This window comes from Nakamurella antarctica (assembly GCF_003860405.1).
Classification (GTDB): Bacteria; Actinomycetota; Actinomycetes; order Mycobacteriales; family Nakamurellaceae; genus Nakamurella; species Nakamurella antarctica.
On record NZ_CP034170.1, the window covers coordinates 2150581 to 2169010 of the forward strand.

An 18430-nucleotide genomic window follows, 5' to 3' on the forward strand; every position below is an offset into this window, starting at 1 on the left:
CGAGGTACCTACTCGGTGGACAGCGACCTCAGGGAGAACCGGGAGGCGACGAGGCCTCAGGTCACGCCCCGCACAACGGGCCGCAGGAGTGCCGTTTCGGCATCGGTGAAGAGCCTCGACCGAATTAAGAACCGTTTGCCCGTAGGTGATTCCACACTAAAACCGCTGCCGCGCCCTGGCACCACGTCCACCGTAAGATGGGTGTGAGACCAATATTCGAACTGGGCCGCGGACATCCAGAACTCGATCGGCTGATCCACGCCAGCATCGAGCACACCGAGCATGACATCCTGATCACCCAGTATGAACTCACCCACGGGAAAGCACATTGGCGCAGATCCGTCGCAACATCCGCCGGATTGATGAAACATCAGTGGACCATGCACCCCGGTCAGCTCGACGAGCAGGTCGGCCGCGAGTGGGGCCAGGGCGACCCTGGCCACCACATCGGATCCGGTCATGTTTAGAAGAACCCCTGAGCGTTCTGGTTGTACGACACCAGCAGGTTCTTTGTCTGCTGGTAGTGCCCCAACATCATGAGGTGGTTTTCGCGCCCGATACCGGATTGCTTGTACCCACCGAACGCCGCATGCGCTGGGTAGTGGTGGTAGCAGTTCGTCCAGACGCGGCCCGCCTGGATGCCGCGGCCCATCCGGTATGCCCGGGCGCCGTCCCGCGACCAGACCCCCGCCCCCAGGCCGTACAGGGTGTCGTTAGCTAACTTGAGTGCGTCGTCCTCGTCGCCGAAGCTGGTAACGGACACAACAGGCCCGAAGATCTCCTCTTGGAAGATCCGCATCGAGTTGTCGCCCTCGAAGATGGTCGGCGTCATGTAGTACCCACCCGCAAGGTCGCCGCCAAGATCGGCCTGCATGCCGCCCGTGAGAAGCTTTGCGCCCTCGGCCTTTCCAATTTCGATATAAGAGAGAATCTTTTCCAATTGATCGTTGGAAGCTTGGGCGCCGATCATGGTGTCAGTGTCCAACGGGTTGCCCTGCTTGATCTTTTGGGTTCGCAGAACTGCATCCGCCAAAAAGCTGTCGTAGATCGACTCTTGGATCAACGCCCGTGACGGGCACGTGCATACTTCGCCCTGATTAAGGGCGAACATGGTGAAACCTTCCAGAGCCTTGTCGTAGAAGGCATCATTGACAGACGCCACGTCTTCGAAGAACACGTTGGGGCTCTTGCCGCCCAATTCCAACGTCACCGGGATCAGGTTCGCGCTTGCATACTGGCTGATCAACCGGCCGGTGGTGGTTTCGCCGGTGAAGGCAATCTTGCGGATCCGAGACGAGGACGCCAACGGCTTTCCCGCTTCGACGCCGAAGCCATTGACGATGTTCAGAACGCCCGGGGGAAGAAGGTCACCGATGATGTCGATGAGGAACATGATCGAGGCGGGAGTCTGCTCCGCCGGCTTGAGAATCACAGCGTTACCAGCGGCGAGCGCTGGAGCCAGTTTCCACACCGCCATCAGGATCGGGAAATTCCACGGGATAATTTGGCCGACGACGCCCAGTGGCTCTTGGAAGTGATAGGCGACAGTGTGCTGATCAATCTCGGAGCTAGTACCTTCCTGGGCGCGGATGGCTCCTGCGTAGTATCTGAAATGGTCTACGGCCAAGGGCATATCGGCGTTTAAGGTCTCTCGAATGGGCTTGCCGTTGTCCCAACTTTCAGCCACCGCAATAGATTCCAGGTTCTGTTCGATGCGGTCGGCAATCTTGTTGAGGATGATTGACCGCTCGGTTACCGAGGTCCGTCCCCAGGCTGGCGCTGCCGCATGCGCGGCGTCCAATGCCAATTCGATATCTTCTGCTGTGGACCTGGCGATCTCGCAGAATACTTGGCCGTTCACGGGCGATGGATTGTCGAAGTACATGCCCTTCACGGGAGCAACTCGCTCGCCGCCTATCCAGTTGTCGTACCTGGCCGGGTAAGTCGCCAAGCTATCGGGCTGTCCCGGTGCTGCATAGACCGTCATACGACCTCCTTGTCGAAGACGCACCGCCCCATCGCGGCGCAACTATCGCCAAGAGTAAGGACTGTGACGTTGCGCCAACGTTGCAACTGTCAGCCTTTCAAGTCAGCAAAATCCCGCTCCAACGCGGCGATGCGATCGACGATGCCCGGAGTCGCCGATTCTGGAGCGAGAGCCCTGGCACGCTGCCACAACAGAAGGTCCTCCCGCCCGAAATCAGTCCGAGCGAAGTCGTAGACGAGGTCGAAATCCGTGGCAGCCAATACGGCTTCACGCAGATCCCGTTGCACATCCGCGCGCAGTTGCCTTACCGCCGGCGCCTCCGACTCGGGCAGCACTGGGCCGCGATACAGCGCCACCGCGCCTCGCACATCGCCTTCGGAGAGCGCATTTCGCACCTTTCCGACGTCCGTACTGAGAGGTGCTGTAAGCCGATAGGGTCTGCCCTGCAGGGAGAGTGCGGGTAGTAACGCCCGCAGTCTCGACATCTCTGCGCGCACGGTGACAGCAGGAACATCTCGCTCATGCAGTGAGATCGCAAGTTGGTCCGCGGTGTAACCCTGCTCGCGGGACGCCACAACAAGAAGCAGCTCTGAGTGCCGCAACGACAACCGTGACGTGACCCCCGCGGAGCTCAGGACCGCGCGGTTGACACCGAGGACACGAAGCTCGCTGACCTGGCTCATGGGGGTGACCGGCGCGATCGTGAGGGGCGTAAAACGGCCAGAGCCCGAGGTGGGAGCCATCATGGCGTTGTAGCGCAATTCGCTTTCCACTGCTGCTACCGCGGCGCGGATCAGGTCCAACACCGCTGGCGCCGCCACCTCATCTTTTCCCGTCACGTCCAACACACCGAGTAGCTGGCCGGTGAGCGGATCGTGAATCGGTGCCGCCGCACACGACCAAGCAGCCACGTTCGCTGCGAAATGCTCCCGCGAGAAAAACTGGACGGGCCGGTCGAGCCGAATAGCGGTGGCAGGAGCGTTCGTCCCCGCACTCGCTTCATCCCAGCGGGCACCGGGCATCCAATGCATCTTTTCCGCTTGCCGGACCAGGCGCGAATCCCCCTCCACCCACAGCAATCTCGCGCTCGAGTCTGCAACGGCCACGATTGCGTCGGTGCCTTCTGCTTCTTCAACCAGCAGCCGACGGATCAGCGGCATGACCGCCGCCAGCGGGTGCGCTGCGCGATAAGCCTCCAGTTCCTCGTCCGTGAGTTCGACTGGCGGCAGCACCCGATCCGGGTCCACTCCGCTGTCACGAGAAAGCTTCCAAGACTCGGCGACGATATGTCTCAGCGATGTGTTGAGGGAGCCACTACTCAGAAAGTCCTCATGGGCTTTGGCCAAACTGCCCCGACGCTGGCGCGGATTCTCCCCCCGCGGCAACGCGAACTTCCGGTTTGCTCCCGCACGGGAAAGGTGAGGTATCGACATCACAGCGCCGCTCTGGGCCAACGTGGCATCGGCTGCGTCATCGCTACCTCCCCTGCGTGTACGAGCGCCGAAAATGCTGCCTCACCAACATCTGCGCGAGTGTGACCGACGATACTCCAAGTGGGGAAAATGCTGGTCAGTGGAGGTGTTGCCAGGCGCACCCCGTACGACGCAGCTGGCTACAGTTTCGACCACCACAGCTTCACTCACCACGGTCAGGATCCAGCGAACCCCTGCTGGCGCCACGTCTCGTACACCGCGATCGACGCAGAGTTCGCCAGATTCAACGACCGACGGCTTGGCAGCATCGGAATTCGCAACGCCGCCGTCACGCGGGGTGAATACAAAACCTCGTCAGGCAGGCCCACGGATTCGGGGCCAAACAGCAAAATATCGTCGTTGCGGTAGGCAACATCCGTGAACGTCGTGGTGCCCTTACTGGAGAATGCGAAGATCCGGTCCGGGGCCAGAGCGTGCCAGGCGGCCGCTAGGTTGGAATGCACGGTGACATTAGCCAGATCGTGATAGTCCAGCCCCGCCCGCCGAAGTTTGGCATCCGAGAGGTCGAATCCCAACGGTTCAACCAGATGGAGCTCGCATCCGGTGACAGCGGCAAGCCTGATGGCGTTTCCGGTGTTCGGCGGAATTTCGGGACAGTAGAAGACAATGCGAATCACGGTCTCAGCGTAGGGGACCCTGTTGCGGCTCGACGACAACTATCGCCCGCACACGGACCGGCGCTGCCCTCCGCAGCAAGACCGTGCTCGCTCACCTGCGGATTTATGGTTCAGGCCCGTTCGGCTGTAAAGTTACCGATCGTCCGCCTGAACGTCATGCAAGTGAATTTTTGCCTGCACAATCTGCCGGATGGTCTGCGCCGTTAGCTCAATTGGCAGAGCAGCTGACTCTTAATCAGCGGGTTCGGGGTTCAAGTCCCTGACGGCGCACCACCCGCCCTCCATCCGGTTTGTCCGGGTGGGGGGCTTTTTCGGTTAGCAGTGAATTATCCACCTACGCAATGGTTTTTCCACCATCATTTTGTTTACCGCCGCGATCGGATGACCCCCGCCTTCTTCACGATGTCGGACCCTCCCCCTTAAACTCAAACCCCTATGGGCCAGGGCGCATCGGCCGTGTCGAGACTGGGAAGGCGAATCTATGGCGGTTCACGACGACGTCGACATGCTGGTTGCCGCCATGTACGCAGAACGCGAGAAGCGATGGAACTACGCCCAGCGGCGGACCCGCCGATTGCTGCAGTCCCTGACCGCGCAGATTTTGTTGGGCAAGGACAAGGAACGGCTAACCGTGGGTAAGGGCCGTATTAAAGAAGCAGCAAGCGCGTTAGGGAAAATCCGCCGCAAGCTGGGACCCAATGACCTTCCGCCGACCTCATTTGATGAGGTCGACGCCCTTGTCAACGACGTAGTAGGAGTCCGGGTGCTCGCCAAAACACCACGCGACCTGGACGAGATCTCCGAATTGTTGCCTGCTTTTTTATTGACTCAGACCGATATCACTTTTTTCCCCGAGGAGAGCAACGACTACGTCGCGAATCCTAAAAAGTCCGGTTACCGAGCACGTCATTACGTCATCGGCGTTCTGGACCCGGACGGTGAGCAAAAGCCCACCAAAGTAGAAATTCAGATTCGGACCCGGCTGCAAGATGCGTGGAGTGAACTGACCCACGAAGATCTCTACAAGCCTGGTCCGCTCAAGCCCGATGATTTCCACGACAAGATCGCCCGCACCATGGCCGGGCTACTCAACGAAGTAGACGCCCTGGCCGACCACCTGGCGATCGAACTGGACTCTGGCACCGACCCGAACGAGCGTGTCCTGATTGCCGCCGAGAATGCCCAGCCAGCAAGGACGTTGGCCACAGCTGTGGTGATCCGAAGTGGCCCCAACTACGCGCTCGCCCAGGCTAATGGCGAGCAGGGACTCGTCCCCGCTTCGGTAATCCGGCTGCTCGTCGGAGCAGAGAAACTCATCGACGTGGACGACTACCTCCAAGCCGAAGACGTCATCACCGTAGAGATTATCGAGTCGGAGAAAGGCGTCTACTACCATCCGGTTGACGCAGGTCAGCTGCGCAGACCGCGGTCAGTAGCAGCGAGAGCCGGCAGCCCGGGCTCGGATTCGGACTGAACTGGGTCAGGGGTGCGCGGGGCGACGAGGCTCGCGCAGAGGAAGGTCAGCGCTGCGGCATACCCTTGTATACCTAGGCCAGCGATAACTCCCACCGATACGGCCGAGACGAATGAATGATGGCGGAAGTCTTCGCGCCGGTGGATATTGCTGATATGCACCTCCACCACCGGTACGTCCGCGGCCGCCAGAGCATCGCGGAGGGCAACCGAGGTGTGGGAGTAGCCAGCGGGGTTAATGACGATGGCAGCGGCGTCAGTCCGTGCCTGTTGGATCCGGTCGATCAGCGCGCCCTCGTGATTGCTCTGGAAGAACACCACGTGCTGCGAGTGAGCGGAAGCTGTTGCAGTACAGAGTTTCTCGATGTCGCCAAGCGTCGCCGAACCATACACATCCGGCTCCCGCAGCCCCAGCATGTTGAGGTTGGGGCCGTTGATCACCACAATGGGGAGCGCGTGCGCCATAGGATTGCCACCTTCCTTCTCGCCACACTGTACTGGCCGGCAGGGGCCTAGCCGGGTATGTCAGGCTGTCGCGTATGACTACTGCTGAGCCTGATCACGAATTCGAAGAGTTGGAACCAGACTCCTCCATTCCCCCGCGCCCGGAGGAGGAGGTAGCGGACGCGGCCCTTGCGACCGCGGCGGATCAGGAAGCCGCAACCGTCAACGATAACTACGAGGGCCCACCGGCTCAGGGCTACGGCGCGCCCGACTCGCAGTAGGAATCAGCTTTTCGCAACCTCCATCGAGCTGTCGACGAAATGATGGAGTAGTCGACGTGCGTCTTTCGGGGTCAGTCTTGATTGTGGGACGTATGCCTGAATCACCAGACCATCCATCATCGAGACGAACGCGACGGCGGCGTCGGCCGGGTCCGCTGAACTCAGCGAACCGTCTGCAATACCGGCAACGATAATTTTGCGGACCTGCTCGTGCAGTTCCTGGTAGATCTGTGACTGGTAGGCGGAATATTCGGGACGATGGGCGGCAAGCGTCCAAAAGTCCAGCCACAATTTCCAATGCTCGGTCAGCCGCGGCTGGGATCCCAACAGGCCCTCAATAATCTCGCCCAATCCCTTTCTGCCGGTCGCGGCTGCCGCTGCCCGTCGCATCACCGGCGCCGAGTATCCCTGCATTTCGGCTTCCAACACGCCCGCGAGCACTTCAGCAATCCCGGAAAAATGGTAGGTCACGGTGCCAACAGCCACTTCGCCAGCTGCTGCGATGTCACGCACGGTCGTGGCGTGTAATCCCCGGTCAACGATGACGGTTCGCGCCGCATCCATCAGCATCCGCCGGCGAATTTCGGTGGGTTGACGCTGCCGACCGTTCTGCTTCTGAGTCACACGAGGCCGCCGATCTGTTGTCGAAAGGGAGTTACGTTCCAATACTCGTACAAACGACCGATACGAGCAAGGAATACCTGCGTCCTGCGCGCGAGCTGCTCCACAGCGCGATCTCCGAGAGGCGACTCTGCACCAAACCCCGTCCTGCGGTACCGAAGAGGTACTTTGATCTCGCAAGGGGTTATCTTCACACGGAACATGGGCATGGTGAAGTGATGCCGCGCAATTTGTATGTCATCTACGACGGGTACGCCGAGTACCCTATTCAGGCTGCGACGGATGCGGCCGCGTTGAAGCAAGCACGACGGTGGCTACACACCCACGCAGGCGGCTACACCATCAATATGTCAACCGCTTCAATCAGCCGGTCGCTTCTACCAGGTTCCCGTTTTTTGGCCTACCTGAAAGATATCGACGCAGCGATTCGGCAGCCTCCCGAGCACGCGGGGCGCGGACACGGATGACTCTACGTCCGGAATCACCGTTGGCAATTGTGAGCCCAAAATCGGACTTGAGTGCACAAACTGAGCCAGACGTGAAACGCTGGGCTGATGTGGCGTCGACTCATTCCAGCTACGGTGGCCTTTGCGCTCTCGTTCGGGGTTCTCGGTGTGCGCATGCCGGATACCGAAGCAGTGGCAGACCCTGGCGTGCAAAGAGCGCTTGACGCAGTTACCGCACAGTCTTTTGACCCGGCGAACCCCAACTCCGCTTTTCCAACAGATTTTGCTGATGTTATGGGTTACCACGCCGCCGTGGGCCGCAATTCTGATGGGTCGCTCATTCTCTATAAACCCACGGGAGATTGTTCCTCTTTTGCTGGCCAGACGGAGTACGACTTTGACGTGGTCTGCAAGCAACACGATTTGGCCTACGACGTATTGCGATACTCCGAGCGAGTCGGTGAAGCTCTACCCGCGGCTGCTCGGGCTCAAGCGGATGCGATGTTTATGGCCGCGCTGCACCAACGTTGCACTTATTCGGATTTGGCCGGCATGAGTCTGGTCACCTGTCACCTCATGGCCGAATCGTTCGGCTGGACAGTGGATTTCAACTCTTGGCGTCAAGGGTTCCGGCCTCCCAGCCTGGGTGAATCAACGTGGGACTGGGCCGCGATTTTTGCGCTCACGCTCCTGCTCCTCGTTGTGCGGGAGGTCCAAAAGCGCTGGCGCCTTGCCACCTCTTCTCCACTGTGCGACATCGCTACTAAGTCGAGCTGGGTCGCCGTAAGTGCCCCCCAGGCGCGCCAGGCTCCCCCTGTAGGTGCCCGCAAAGACACGGTGCTGACAGGGTGATCGACGGCGGTTTCACCGATGGTCCGTATGCGCTGGCCGCGGCGCTCGGGCTGGAGCCTCTTCCAGGTGAGGGTGGCCTCTACCGACGCACCTTCGTCGGTGTCAATTGCAGTGCCATCTTCTTTATGGTGATCGGTGACGATTTCTCCGCCTTGCATCGGCTGCCAGCGTCCGAACTGTACGTCTACCAGGCCGGCGCACCGCTCGATCTTCTTCTGATCGACAACGATGGTCCCCGCGTCCTGGTTCTTGGACCAGACCCGAGCGTCGGACACCACCTCCAGATCGAGGTGCCTCCCCATTGCTGGCAAGGCTCGTCGTCATTAGGGGAATGGACTCTCGTGACCACGGTGGTCTCGCCCGAGTTCAAGTGGGAGATGCTGGAATTGGGAGACCGCAAAAAGATGATCGGCGCTTATCCGGAGGCAGCAGCGAGGATCACCGAACTTACCCGGGTCTAAGACTTGCGTGCGGGTATCCCCGGGGCGTCCCCGGCGGCTAAGAGTTCTGCCTTGATACGTGCCACTCGCACTCGGACATCTTCGCGGACCTGATCCTCATCCATGGTCGTAACGCGGCGGTTGCGCACCACGTGACGGCCCGCGACGAACACATCTGTCACGTCGCTGCCAGAGGCGGCGTAATACAGGAACGATTCAGCATCGTGCAGCGGTGTCGCGGCGGTACCCGTCACGTCCACAAGAACCACATCCGCTTGACCGCCCACGCGCAGCTCGCCAGTGGAACCGGCCCCGGCGGCACGGGCACCGCCCGCACTCGCCCATTCGAACACCTCAGCGCCCGACAGCGCCTCTGGGTCGCATGCCACACCGCGCTGAAGTATCGCACCCGTCTTCAATTCCTCGAACATATCCAACGTGTTGTTGGAGGCCACTGAATCGGTACCCAGCGCCAGGTTGATCCCAGCGTCCCGGTACTGCCCACGGGTGCGATCCCAGCGCCGAGCTTAAGGTTCGACACGGGGTTGTGGGAGATGCTGACATTTGCCCGTGCGAGAAGTTCGAGGTCACCCTCCAAAGGATGGACCGCGTGTGCAATGTGCAGTGTGGTTTCAAAAAGACCCAGATCAAAAACCTGCCGAATGGGGGAAACTCCGTGCTGCGCCAGGGATTGCTCGATTTCACGCCGGGTCTCCGAGAGGTGAATCTGAACGCCAATTCCCGACTGGCGAGCTCGCGCCGCTACGTCGGCGATCAGCTCCGCCGAGCAGGTGTAGGGCGCATGCAGACCATAGGTGACGTGCACTAACGGGTCACCGCGAAATTCATCTACTAAGTGTGGTGTCTGGTCTACTACTTCTGCTCCAGTGCCACCGAAGGCCAGGGGAAAGCCGACTGAGTCGTATCCAAAGACGGTGGGCGCAGCATTGACCCGCATCCCCGCTTCCGAGACTGCCGCAAGCAACATCGAGTCCCAATGAAACATATCGATGAAAGCAGTAGTTCCGGACCTCAACATTTCTACCATCGCGAGCCGCAGCCCCGCCCGCATATCCGCGCCCGTCATTCGCAGTTCGAAGGCGCGCATGTGCTCGAGCCAAATATGCAACGGCACGTTATCGGAATATCCGCGTAGCAATGTCATTGCGGAGTGCGTGTGGCCGTTGGTAAGGCCAGCGATCACGACCCTGCCTACGCCATCGATGTCGCCAGCGCCCCGTGGCCCCCGAACTGGTCCGACGTAATCAATCACGCCCGTCGACGAGGAGAACGCTATCTCGCTTCTCTCCAAGACCACGCCGGCGATGGGGACAATCGTTGCTCCGACGATGCGGATACTGCTGGCCGTCATAGCCTTTATCCTTTGCGACAGAGCCACCGGGGCTCTCAAGTGAGTGAGAAACGTTGCGATACAGAGGATCTGTCAGCCGTTGAGACCGGACAGCGACTTCCAGTAGTCCCAGTCGACGGCCCAATCGAAGATGTCGCCGTCGGATGGCGAAAGCAGCACATCAGTGCCGCTGACTTCCACCGGGTCGCCGTAAAGAGCAGAGTCGTAATAGGACTTCGCGTCGGGGATCGAGAGGTTGACGCAGCCGTGCGTCACATTGCTGGTTCCCTGAGCATCAACGCTATTCGGGTTGGAGTGGATGAATTCACCATTGTTGGAAATTCGAACAGCCCATTTTTCCGGAATGTTCGTATACCCATAGCGCGGATTCGACATGAGTTTGGTCTCAAAGAATTCGGAGACGACGTGGATGCCCGAACGGGTGGTCAAATCGTTGTTTTCGCCGCCGCCTCGACCAAATGACGCTTCGTAGGTTGCCACCACGTTTCCATCTCGCTTCACGACGAGCTCGTGTGAGTTGACGTCGGCGATCACCACTTGATTACGACCAATCGTAAAATCGCTGGTGAGATCCTCCCGGCCCCAGTACCCATTACCGAAATCTGTACCGTAAAGGTTGGCTTCGACGTGAACTACGGTCCCAGATGGCCAGTAATTCTGCGGTCGGTAGTCCAGTGCCCACAGGCCTCCGTCGTGTTGAATCCATGCCCACGCACCCTCCACCGCTGGTGTGGTGGTAATGGAAATTCCCTTTTCGATGGCGGCGCGGTCGAGGGGCTTCACGCCGAACGTGATCATCACCGGCGTTGCCACACCCACCACCGCACCATCAGCAGGCGACATCGTGGTCCTCGCAGTACCAGAAGCGGGAGTGAGTGTGGTGTAGGTGCCAGCGATCAATACCGCCACACCATCGGCTCCCACCGCAGATCCAGCCGCGGTATAAACCTTTCCGTACCCCAGTTCCTCGCTCGCGGTCCAAGTTGCGCCGTCGCCGCTGACCGTGCCTGCGACCGCTTTGCCATCGGGGTTGGTTAAGGCGAAATCCTTGATGGTGCCTGCTGCCACGGTCACCACAATCGGCGTGCTCGGCGATATCCCCACCGCTCCCAATGGCGGCGTGGAGCTTACGCTCGCCGGCGGCGGCGGGGGTGGCGTGGCAGTACTGAGAGAGGCCGATGCCGTCGCGGGAGCTGCCGTGACGGCAGTGGCTGAGCTGGACGACGCGCTCGCCGTAGGCGATGTTGGGATGGCCGCGGGAACAGTGGCTATCCCGGTGGGATCCACAGATGCGGACGGCGTCGTCACGGCCGATGACGCGGGGGTAGAGGAGCTCAGCGGCATCGAAGTTGCCGATGACGAAGTACAACCCGCAACACAAATTAGGAGCGTCGCGCTCACCATTGCGGGAAAAAGGGTTCGAACAAATGTCATTGAGCAGATCCGCCTAGCTGGTGTTTCCGGAGTATGTATTCGACTCTGGATGCATCACAGCTGCGCGGCCAAAGCTTCGCCTATCAAGATACCGGAGCGCGGGGTTCTCGCGGGCGAATATCTCTAGACGTGTGCCGCGCGGAAAACACCCGCTGGCTACTTCAGGATGCGTCGGACAATCAATGCACCGATAAGCACGCCCACGCCGATCAACGCGTACTTAACCTTGGGCGCAGAAAGTTTGGAGGTGACTGTCTGCTTAGCGTCATTCACCAGTTTTTTTGGATTGGCGCGGATGGTCAGCTCATCCACGGTGACAGCAAGCGCATCTCGAGCGCGCTCGATCTCCGCCTGGATGGTGTCAGCATCGCGGGCCACTGTTTTCTCCCTCACACGTACCTACCGGACACAGGACTGCATCGGGCTAGCTAATACCCTACTTGTATGACCACACAGCCAATTGACGTGGGCGATGACGCCCCAGCATTTTCCCTTCCTGACAGCTCCAACACAGAGGTGAGCTTGAGCGACTTCACCGGCAAAAAAGTCGTCCTGTACTTCTACCCAGCGGCGCTCACACCGGGCTGCACCACACAGGCCTGCGATTTCACAGCAGCGAGAGGCGTGTTTGATACATCGGGCTACACCGTGATCGGTATCTCCCCCGATGCACCCGCCAAGCTGGAGGCGTTCCGGGCGCGAGAAAATCTAGACCTTCTGCTGCTGTCAGACCCAGAAAGGAAGGTGCTCTCTTCGTATGGTGCCTTCGGCGAAAAGAAGAATTATGGCAAAACGGTGATGGGCGTGATCCGCTCGACTTTCGTTATCGACGAACGGGGCAAGGTCGAGAAGGTCTGGCGAAACATCAAAGCGACGGGTCATGTGGCAAGGCTGATCAAAGAGCTGGGAGTGGGCGAGTGATCCAGAGCCAGCGCTCCGTCCATTTTCACCGGTACGGAACATAGCTCGGTGCCCGCTAAACTGATGAACGTTGTCTGGCTCGCGAGAGTGCTGACGACGCTGGGGCCGTAGCCCAATTGGCAGAGGCACACGGTTTAGGTCCGTGCCAGTGAGGGTTCGACTCCCTTCGGCCCCACACAGGTATTACCCGCTGACCAGCAATAAGCTCTTGGAAAATGCCTCAGTTTCAGGTGGAGCGCCGGGCAAGAGGTGAGCGGAAGCACCCTAGGTAAGCACAGAGCTCAGCAGCAAACTTGTCTCGCTGTTCACGACTCCCTCGATCGACCGGATGCGGCCCAGTACGCGGTCAAAACCGGCAAGACTGTCGGTGCGTATGTCGGCTACAAGGTCCCAGCCACCATTGGTGGTGTGTAGCGCTTCTACTTCGGCGAGGCCACGCAGCCGCCTGATGACCGAGTCGGTACTTCTTCCCTCTACTTCGATGAGCGCGATCGCCCTCACCGTGGACGAGTCGGGAAATTCTCGAACACGCACCGAAAAGCCAACCACAGTGCCAGTTTCCATCAATTTCTCTAGCCGCGCGGCGATTGTGGCGCGGGTAACACCCAGCTGTCGGCTGAGGCTGGCAACGGGTTCGCGCGCGTTGACCCGTAAAAGTGCCAGTAGTCGTTGGTCAAGGTCATCCATGCACAGAATGTACATCGGGACTATTCAGAGTGAATGTTTGACAGCACATATTGATGCTCTTTTTGGATTGTGGGTGACTATTCAGACGTTCTACGGTGAGGAGAACCCTGAGGAGTCTCGATGTCTATCCAAGCGCCTGCGTCGATCGTCATGATCAGACCGCACCACTTCCTGCCCAACCCGCAAACCCTGAGCGACAACTCCTTCCAGGCTCCCATCAGTAGCTACCACCCGGACGTAGCGGCTCGAGCTTTCCAAGAAGTGACCGCCGCAGCGCAGACCCTGCGATCTCACGGTGTCTATGTCCACCTGTTCGACGACGAAGGCACGGCAACACCCGACAGCGTCTTTCCTAACAACTGGTTCAGCACTCATGCGGGGGGTCACGTGGCGATCTACCCCATGACGGCTCCGAACCGGCGGCGCGAACGCAGAAGCGACGTCATCGAGCTCCTCAAACGTGACTACCGAGTGCAAGACGTCATCGATTACTCAGGTTTGGAACAGGATTCGATCTTCCTCGAAGGCACCGGCGCTATGGTCCTGGATCACATCACTCGGATCGCTTACGTGGCGCGATCCAACAGAGCCGACCCGATCGCGCTCGAACGCTTCTGCACTAACTTTGGCTACGAGCCCCTAGCGTTCGACGCGCGCGATGAAGCCGGAATACGTTGCTACCACACCAATGTCATGTTGTGCGTCGGTACCGATTTTGCACTCGCCGGCCTGGTCATGATCAGCGACCGAGAGCGACGCGCTGAGGTTGCGCAGCGACTCGCCGCACCTGGCCGTCAGGTAATCGAACTAAGTCACGCCCAAATCGGCGAATTTGCTGGAAATGCCCTGGAACTTCAAGGAGATCACGGTCGCATTTTGGCCATGTCAACCCGAGCCGAACGCTCACTCACTCCGTCACAACGAGCGCGCGTCGAGCACAGCTGCATCATTGTGCCCCTCGAGGTACCGACCCTGGAACTTGCAGGCGGGTCGGTCCGTTGCATGATCGCCGGAATCCACCTTGAGCCCCGGTTCGCCCCAGCCGTGAGCTAGGAAGCGCACCGCTCAAAAACGATCGTTGTGGTCAGGATCGAAAATGTGCATCGCTGCTTCCTCTGCGCTGGCTGCGCCCCCGGAAAACCCGACATCCTCGGCTATCAAGCTCTTCTCATTGTCGTCGTAGCTGCCGTCGCCGGAATCCACGAGACGGCCCGCTCGCACTTCGCCCAACTCGAGTGCTTCAAATTCGCTATCATCCTCGGTCTCGGCGCGTTCGAAGACGTCAGGAGTTTCCGCTGCTAACAACTCGTCGAGGCTCAGACCCTGAGCTTCCTCGGCTTCTGTGGGGATCTTTGTATTCGGCTCGTAGTCGGGCGGCGAATACCCTTCGTCGAGTGGATCTTCGAGTCCGCGATCAACAAGCGTGTCCTCTGCAGACAGCTGCTCGGTGCTGGAGTCACCCCCATCGTTCACGTCGCGGGAGCCATCTCGGTCGGACACTTCGAAACTTACTTCTGACATTTCAGGGTTTCCTTTTCACTCATTTGCCGTGATTTGCTTCCTTCACTATGCCCTTCATTGAACGTTTCATGGTGAGAACCCACTCGTTCATGGCTACCCGAATGGCCTACTGACACTCAGCTGCAGTGCCAATCGCACTCCAAAGGTGAAGCGCCTTCTGTACACGCAGTTGCCACATCGGTGTCCGAAATGCCCCAATTTTCTTGACCGGGTGATTTGAGTGAATCCCCTGTGAAAACCCCAGGGTATGGCCTACCTTCTGTTCACAGACCTTCGCACGGCCAACTGAAAGACGGGGACCTCCCCGAGGCTCGGTTGTTCCCCCCCGATGTGCGCGGAACCTGTTTTTCCAATATCGCGGAGAGTTGGAACCCGATGTCGCCCAGAACGTTTGCCCTCCCTCCCGTTCTAGCCGCAGCGAGTTCCATTGCTCTTGTGGCAGCCGTAACGCTTTTCACGGCTGGCCACGCCAGTGCCGCCGAATCTCCCGTTGCGCTCGGCGTTCTGAGCAGTTACTCGGTGATCGGTGGGTCAGCTGTCACGAACACGGGATCGTCAGTGGTGGGGGGTGGAATTGGAGTATCCCCCGGCACTGACCACTCTGGCATGGATCAAGCGGTCATCGGAGGAGCCATGCACTTTACCGACACCGAAGCCAGCCAAGCCCAGCTGGCGCTTGTGGGCGCGTACGACGACGCGGCCGGCCGAATTCGCACTCCCGTCGCCAGCGAATTGGGCGGACAGACATTTCTTTCCGGGGTCTACGGAGGCCCCACACTTGGCATTACGGGGACGGTGACATTGGATGCTCAGCAGAATCCGGACGCCGTCTGGATCTTCCAAACTGACAGCACTTTGATCACCGCGACCGCCAGCTCGGTGTCGTTGATCAACGGCGCGCAGGCGTGCCACGTGTTTTGGCAGGTGCAGAGCTCTGCCACTTTGGGAACAGGCTCCACCTTCGTCGGAAATGTCTTGGCGCTCACCTCGATTACCGCTACTACGCAAGCCACCATCCAAGGCAGACTTTTGGCGCGCAACGGCGCGGTAACACTGGACACCAATACGATCACTGGCGCCGAATGCAACGGCGACACTCCACCGACATCCAGTGGAAGCGAGAGCTCCAGCAGCAGCTCTACATCCACTGGCTCCGGTTCGTCCAGCAGCTCCAGCAGCAGCTCTACATCCACTGAATCCGGTTCGTCCAGCAGCTCCAGCAGCCAGGGTTCGACCTCGAGCCAAACCAGTTCGACGAATGGCTCACCAACGACGCCTACCGCCAGTGAAGCTGAGGGGTCGAGTAACTCCACAGCCCTATCGACCACACCGTTGACCGGCCCAGTGATTACTTCGCCGGCAACAACTTCTCAGGTGACGCAGTCGTCGGTCACGAGCAAACATCCTTCCACCACGGGGAAAACCGGCGTTATCACTCAAACTGGACAACACGGGATCGATACCGGGACGAAACAGCTGGCGATCACGGGCACTAACTCCGGCCCCATCGCAGGCGCCGCAGCGGCCTTGATCGCTTGTGGAACCGTCCTCCTCCTCTCCGGTAGACGGCGCCTTTCTCCCCCACCGCGGCATCGCTCTTGACGTCTCCAATCGTCAAGGAGCATCGGGGAGCGAGCCCCCGCGGCCACAACGCTCAGATCAGCCCGAGGGCCGCCTTGAGCTGCGGCAGCATTAAGGCGGTGGCTAGACCGCGATGCGACTGCGCGTCCTTCTCTGCGGGCGTCAACTCCGCCGAAGAGCGACCGTCGCCACCCTCGGGCACGAAAATGGGATCGTAGCCAAAGCCGTTGCTGCCGCGCTCTTCTCGGATTACTACCCCGCGCCACTGGCCGCGGACCACTCTCGGCTCCTCGCCTGGCACCGCGAGCGCGAGGGCGCAGACGAATTCGGCCCCCCGACGTTCGTCGGGCGTGTCGGTCAGCTGCGCCAGTACGAGCTGCTTATTCGCATCGTCATCGCCATGGTGACCAGCCCACCTAGCGGACAGCACGCCAGGCATCGAGTTCAGCGCATCAACACAAAATCCGGAGTCGTCGGCCAACGAGATCTCACCTGTTTCCCGCGCCGCCTGGACCGCCTTGTCCACCGCGTTTGCTTCGAAAGTGGCGCCTGTTTCGGGTTCCTCGGGAAACTCGCGGACGTCGGAGAGCCCGAGAACCTTCACGCTGTCACCCAGGATGCGTTGCAGCTCGGCGAGTTTTTTGGCATTTCGGGTGGCAAGCAGAATGCGGCTCATCAGTTTTTTACCGATTTCTTGGGCTCGGGCAGCTGTTTTGGGTACGGCGCTGCCAGCGCTTCACGCTGCAGCCTTGTCAGGACGTGAATACCAGCCAGCGCAGAATCGATCATTGTGTTCAGGGTGGCTCTCGAGAATGTGGCGCCCTCCCCCGTGCCCTGCACCTCCACGATGGTCCCAGCGTCCGTGGCCACCACATTCATGTCGACCTCAGCGCGCGAATCTTCCTCGTACGGCAAATCCAGCCGCACTTTGCCGCCGACTACACCGACCGAGACTCCGGCGATCTGGCAGGACAACGTTTGCGGGTGGGCCAACACGCCAGAGGCGTGCATCCAGGTCAATGCATCTGCCAGCGCCACGTACGCGCCCGTGACGGCTGCGGTGCGAGTACCGCCATCTGCTTGCAGTACATCGCAGTCGATAGCGATGGTGTTCTCCCCCAGCGCGGCAAGATCAATGCAAGCACGAAGTGACCGACCTATCAGCCTGGATATCTCGTGGGTCCGACCACCGATTTTGCCGCGCACCGCTTCCCGATCCGATCTGGTGTGGGTTGCCGACGGCAACATCGCATATTCGGCGGTAAGCCACCCTGAGCCAGAACCTTTGCGCCACCGCGGAACTCCCGGAGTCACACTTGCGGCGCACAGCACTTTAGTCCCGCCAAATTCCACCAAAACACTGCCAGCGGGATGCAATTGATAGCCGCGAGTGAACCTTACGGGCCGGAGTTCGTCGTCGTTTCTGCCGTCGTTACGCACCATGGGTGAAGGGTAACGGTTGAAAGGATGTGGATCTATGCGGCGGCAGGTCCGAAGCCCTCACTCTGTGCCTGGGTCCCAGCCGACTTCCGCGTTCGCGGCCCGTCAGCTTTCGACACTAGGAACGCAGCCACGAGACCGCCGATGGAACCGAACAGGTGAGCCTGCCACGAAACCTGGTTAGCCGAGGGCAATACGCCCCAAAAGATGGAGCCCCAGATTGCGAGAAGCACTATGCCCATTACGATCTGCCAGAAGTTCCGGGTGAACACACCGCGGGTCACCAGGTAGGCAAGCCAGCCAAACACCACACCTGAAGCCCCGATCACCACCGAATTGCCGTCCCCGGTGAGCCAGGTCCCCATGCCAGCGATCAGCCACACCAACACGGTGACAGCGATGAATTGCTTGGCCCCATTGACCATCAGGAGGAAACCGAATACTAAGAATGGGATGGTGTTCGCGAAAAGGTGACCCCAATTGGCATGGACAAACGGCGAGGTGATCACCCCGACCAAGCCATCAACCTGCCGTGGTTCTACACCTGCAAAGTGGACCAGAGCGGCATCTCCAGCGGCAGGCATTACCGCCTGCACCAACTGCACGAGATACATCACTACCAAAAACGCACCAGGAACGATCAACGCCTGCTGCCACTGAGCGGGAATGAGGTCTTTCTTACTCGCCTTCCCGGGCTGCATGGACGGAGTGGACGCCGAAAGAGTCATAGCTTCAGCCTAAGGCAGTCCTTCCAAGGGCGTACCCGGGTAAACCCTGAAAAAGTACTGAAAATCAGCGCATCAAGGCGTATACCACCGAG

Annotated in this window: 23 protein-coding genes, 2 tRNA genes and 1 pseudogene; 11 read left to right on the forward strand and 15 right to left on the reverse strand. The window is 59.8% G+C overall.

Annotated features, from left to right (window positions below; translation table 11 throughout):
* Positions 1 to 56: 56 nt before the first annotated feature.
* The 4 genes from EH165_RS09405 to EH165_RS09420 all read right to left on the reverse strand — a co-directional run bounded on the left by EH165_RS09405 (position 57) and on the right by EH165_RS09420 (position 4097).
* On the reverse strand, positions 57 to 461 hold the full coding sequence (locus tag EH165_RS09405) for a DUF779 domain-containing protein (protein ID WP_124799231.1): 405 nt from the start codon (positions 459 to 461) through the stop codon (positions 57 to 59).
* A 2-nt stretch (positions 462 to 463) separates the two neighbouring features.
* A complete protein-coding gene (gene adh, locus EH165_RS09410; protein ID WP_124799232.1) occupies positions 464 to 1987 on the reverse strand; it encodes an aldehyde dehydrogenase in 1524 nt (507 codons plus the stop codon).
* Between the two features lie 89 nt (positions 1988 to 2076).
* Entirely contained in the window at positions 2077 to 3420 is a 1344-nt protein-coding gene (locus EH165_RS09415; protein ID WP_124799233.1) for a GAF domain-containing protein, read from the reverse strand.
* A gap of 215 nt (positions 3421 to 3635) precedes the next feature.
* Positions 3636 to 4097, reverse strand: a complete 462-nt coding sequence (locus EH165_RS09420) for a tRNA (cytidine(34)-2'-O)-methyltransferase (RefSeq protein ID WP_124799234.1) — start codon at positions 4095 to 4097, stop codon at positions 3636 to 3638.
* A 197-nt stretch (positions 4098 to 4294) separates the two neighbouring features.
* Here EH165_RS09420 and EH165_RS09425 point away from each other — a divergent pair.
* Together EH165_RS09425 and EH165_RS09430 are read left to right on the forward strand one after the other, a co-directional pair.
* Positions 4295 to 4370, forward strand: a tRNA-Lys gene (locus tag EH165_RS09425).
* Between the two features lie 208 nt (positions 4371 to 4578).
* Positions 4579 to 5571: a GTP pyrophosphokinase gene (locus EH165_RS09430; RefSeq protein ID WP_124799235.1), complete on the forward strand. Its 993-nt coding sequence runs from the start codon at positions 4579 to 4581 to the stop codon at positions 5569 to 5571.
* 35 nt (positions 5572 to 5606) lie between these two features.
* Here EH165_RS09430 and aroQ read toward each other — a convergent pair.
* Positions 5607 to 6035 (reverse strand): annotated as a pseudogene (gene aroQ / locus EH165_RS09435) (type II 3-dehydroquinate dehydratase); the annotation flags it as partial.
* Between the two features lie 74 nt (positions 6036 to 6109).
* Between aroQ and EH165_RS09440 the strand changes: the two are divergent.
* Positions 6110 to 6295: a hypothetical protein gene (locus tag EH165_RS09440; RefSeq protein ID WP_124799237.1), complete on the forward strand. Its 186-nt coding sequence runs from the start codon at positions 6110 to 6112 to the stop codon at positions 6293 to 6295.
* 3 nt (positions 6296 to 6298) lie between these two features.
* Here EH165_RS09440 and EH165_RS09445 read toward each other — a convergent pair whose 3' ends face one another.
* Positions 6299 to 6919, reverse strand: a complete 621-nt coding sequence (locus EH165_RS09445; RefSeq protein ID WP_124799238.1) for a TetR/AcrR family transcriptional regulator — start codon at positions 6917 to 6919, stop codon at positions 6299 to 6301.
* 215 nt (positions 6920 to 7134) lie between these two features.
* Here EH165_RS09445 and EH165_RS09450 point away from each other — a divergent pair, with 215 nt between their 5' ends.
* The 3 genes from EH165_RS09450 (at position 7135) to EH165_RS09460 (ending at position 8675) form a co-directional block, all read left to right on the forward strand.
* A complete protein-coding gene (locus EH165_RS09450) occupies positions 7135 to 7383 on the forward strand; it encodes a hypothetical protein (protein ID WP_124799239.1) in 249 nt (82 codons plus the stop codon).
* An 87-nt stretch (positions 7384 to 7470) separates the two neighbouring features.
* Entirely contained in the window at positions 7471 to 8214 is a 744-nt protein-coding gene (locus EH165_RS09455) for a hypothetical protein (RefSeq protein ID WP_124799240.1), read from the forward strand.
* Positions 8211 to 8675, forward strand: a complete 465-nt coding sequence (locus tag EH165_RS09460; RefSeq protein ID WP_164479177.1) for a cupin domain-containing protein — start codon at positions 8211 to 8213, stop codon at positions 8673 to 8675. The genes EH165_RS09455 and EH165_RS09460 overlap by 4 nt, the downstream gene beginning before the upstream one ends.
* Here EH165_RS09460 and EH165_RS16525 read toward each other — a convergent pair.
* From EH165_RS16525 to EH165_RS09475, 3 genes are all read right to left on the reverse strand, one after another.
* A complete protein-coding gene (locus EH165_RS16525; RefSeq protein ID WP_164479178.1) occupies positions 8672 to 9109 on the reverse strand; it encodes an amidohydrolase family protein in 438 nt (145 codons plus the stop codon). The two genes, EH165_RS09460 and EH165_RS16525, sit on opposite strands and share 4 nt — an antisense overlap.
* On the reverse strand, positions 9070 to 10026 hold the full coding sequence (locus EH165_RS16530) for an amidohydrolase family protein (RefSeq protein WP_124799243.1): 957 nt from the start codon (positions 10024 to 10026) through the stop codon (positions 9070 to 9072). Before EH165_RS16530 ends, EH165_RS16525 begins: the two co-directional genes overlap by 40 nt.
* 72 nt (positions 10027 to 10098) lie before the next feature.
* Positions 10099 to 11094, reverse strand: a complete 996-nt coding sequence (locus EH165_RS09475) for a L,D-transpeptidase (RefSeq protein ID WP_239020513.1) — start codon at positions 11092 to 11094, stop codon at positions 10099 to 10101.
* On the opposite strand from EH165_RS09475, the gene EH165_RS16195 reads away from it, so the two are divergent.
* Positions 11078 to 11587: a hypothetical protein gene (locus tag EH165_RS16195; protein WP_239020514.1), complete on the forward strand. Its 510-nt coding sequence runs from the start codon at positions 11078 to 11080 to the stop codon at positions 11585 to 11587. The two genes, EH165_RS09475 and EH165_RS16195, sit on opposite strands and share 17 nt — an antisense overlap.
* 29 nt (positions 11588 to 11616) lie before the next feature.
* Here the strand turns inward: EH165_RS16195 and EH165_RS09480 are convergent, their stop codons facing one another.
* On the reverse strand, positions 11617 to 11838 hold the full coding sequence (locus EH165_RS09480; protein ID WP_124799244.1) for a DUF3618 domain-containing protein: 222 nt from the start codon (positions 11836 to 11838) through the stop codon (positions 11617 to 11619).
* Positions 11839 to 11904: 66 nt separating this feature from the next.
* Between EH165_RS09480 and bcp the strand changes: the two genes are divergently transcribed.
* On the forward strand, positions 11905 to 12381 hold the full coding sequence (bcp, locus tag EH165_RS09485; protein ID WP_124799245.1) for a thioredoxin-dependent thiol peroxidase: 477 nt from the start codon (positions 11905 to 11907) through the stop codon (positions 12379 to 12381).
* 101 nt (positions 12382 to 12482) lie between these two features.
* Positions 12483 to 12556, forward strand: a tRNA-Leu gene (locus tag EH165_RS09490).
* A gap of 89 nt (positions 12557 to 12645) precedes the next feature.
* Here EH165_RS09490 and EH165_RS09495 read toward each other — a convergent pair.
* Positions 12646 to 13068, reverse strand: coding sequence for an Lrp/AsnC family transcriptional regulator (locus EH165_RS09495; protein ID WP_206425884.1), 423 nt, complete (start codon positions 13066 to 13068; stop codon positions 12646 to 12648).
* Between the two features lie 120 nt (positions 13069 to 13188).
* Between EH165_RS09495 and ctlX the strand changes: the two genes are divergently transcribed.
* On the forward strand, positions 13189 to 14121 hold the full coding sequence (gene ctlX / locus EH165_RS09500) for a citrulline utilization hydrolase CtlX (protein WP_124799247.1): 933 nt from the start codon (positions 13189 to 13191) through the stop codon (positions 14119 to 14121).
* A 12-nt stretch (positions 14122 to 14133) separates the two neighbouring features.
* Here ctlX and EH165_RS09505 read toward each other — a convergent pair whose 3' ends face one another.
* Positions 14134 to 14589, reverse strand: coding sequence for a DUF5709 domain-containing protein (locus EH165_RS09505; RefSeq protein ID WP_124799248.1), 456 nt, complete (start codon positions 14587 to 14589; stop codon positions 14134 to 14136).
* 375 nt (positions 14590 to 14964) lie between these two features.
* Between EH165_RS09505 and EH165_RS09510 the strand changes: the two genes are divergently transcribed.
* Entirely contained in the window at positions 14965 to 16191 is a 1227-nt protein-coding gene (locus EH165_RS09510; RefSeq protein WP_124799249.1) for an ice-binding family protein, read from the forward strand.
* 52 nt (positions 16192 to 16243) lie between these two features.
* Here EH165_RS09510 and rdgB read toward each other — a convergent pair whose 3' ends face one another.
* Genes rdgB through EH165_RS09525 form a run of 3 tightly spaced genes read right to left on the reverse strand, consistent with a single transcriptional unit; the run spans position 16244 to position 18338 of the window.
* A complete protein-coding gene (gene rdgB, locus EH165_RS09515; protein WP_124799250.1) occupies positions 16244 to 16846 on the reverse strand; it encodes an RdgB/HAM1 family non-canonical purine NTP pyrophosphatase in 603 nt (200 codons plus the stop codon).
* On the reverse strand, positions 16846 to 17613 hold the full coding sequence (gene rph, locus EH165_RS09520) for a ribonuclease PH (RefSeq protein ID WP_124799251.1): 768 nt from the start codon (positions 17611 to 17613) through the stop codon (positions 16846 to 16848). The genes rdgB and rph overlap by 1 nt, the downstream gene beginning before the upstream one ends.
* Before the next feature lie 32 nt (positions 17614 to 17645).
* On the reverse strand, positions 17646 to 18338 hold the full coding sequence (locus tag EH165_RS09525; protein ID WP_206425885.1) for a rhomboid family intramembrane serine protease: 693 nt from the start codon (positions 18336 to 18338) through the stop codon (positions 17646 to 17648).
* Positions 18339 to 18430: the final 92 nt, after the last annotated feature.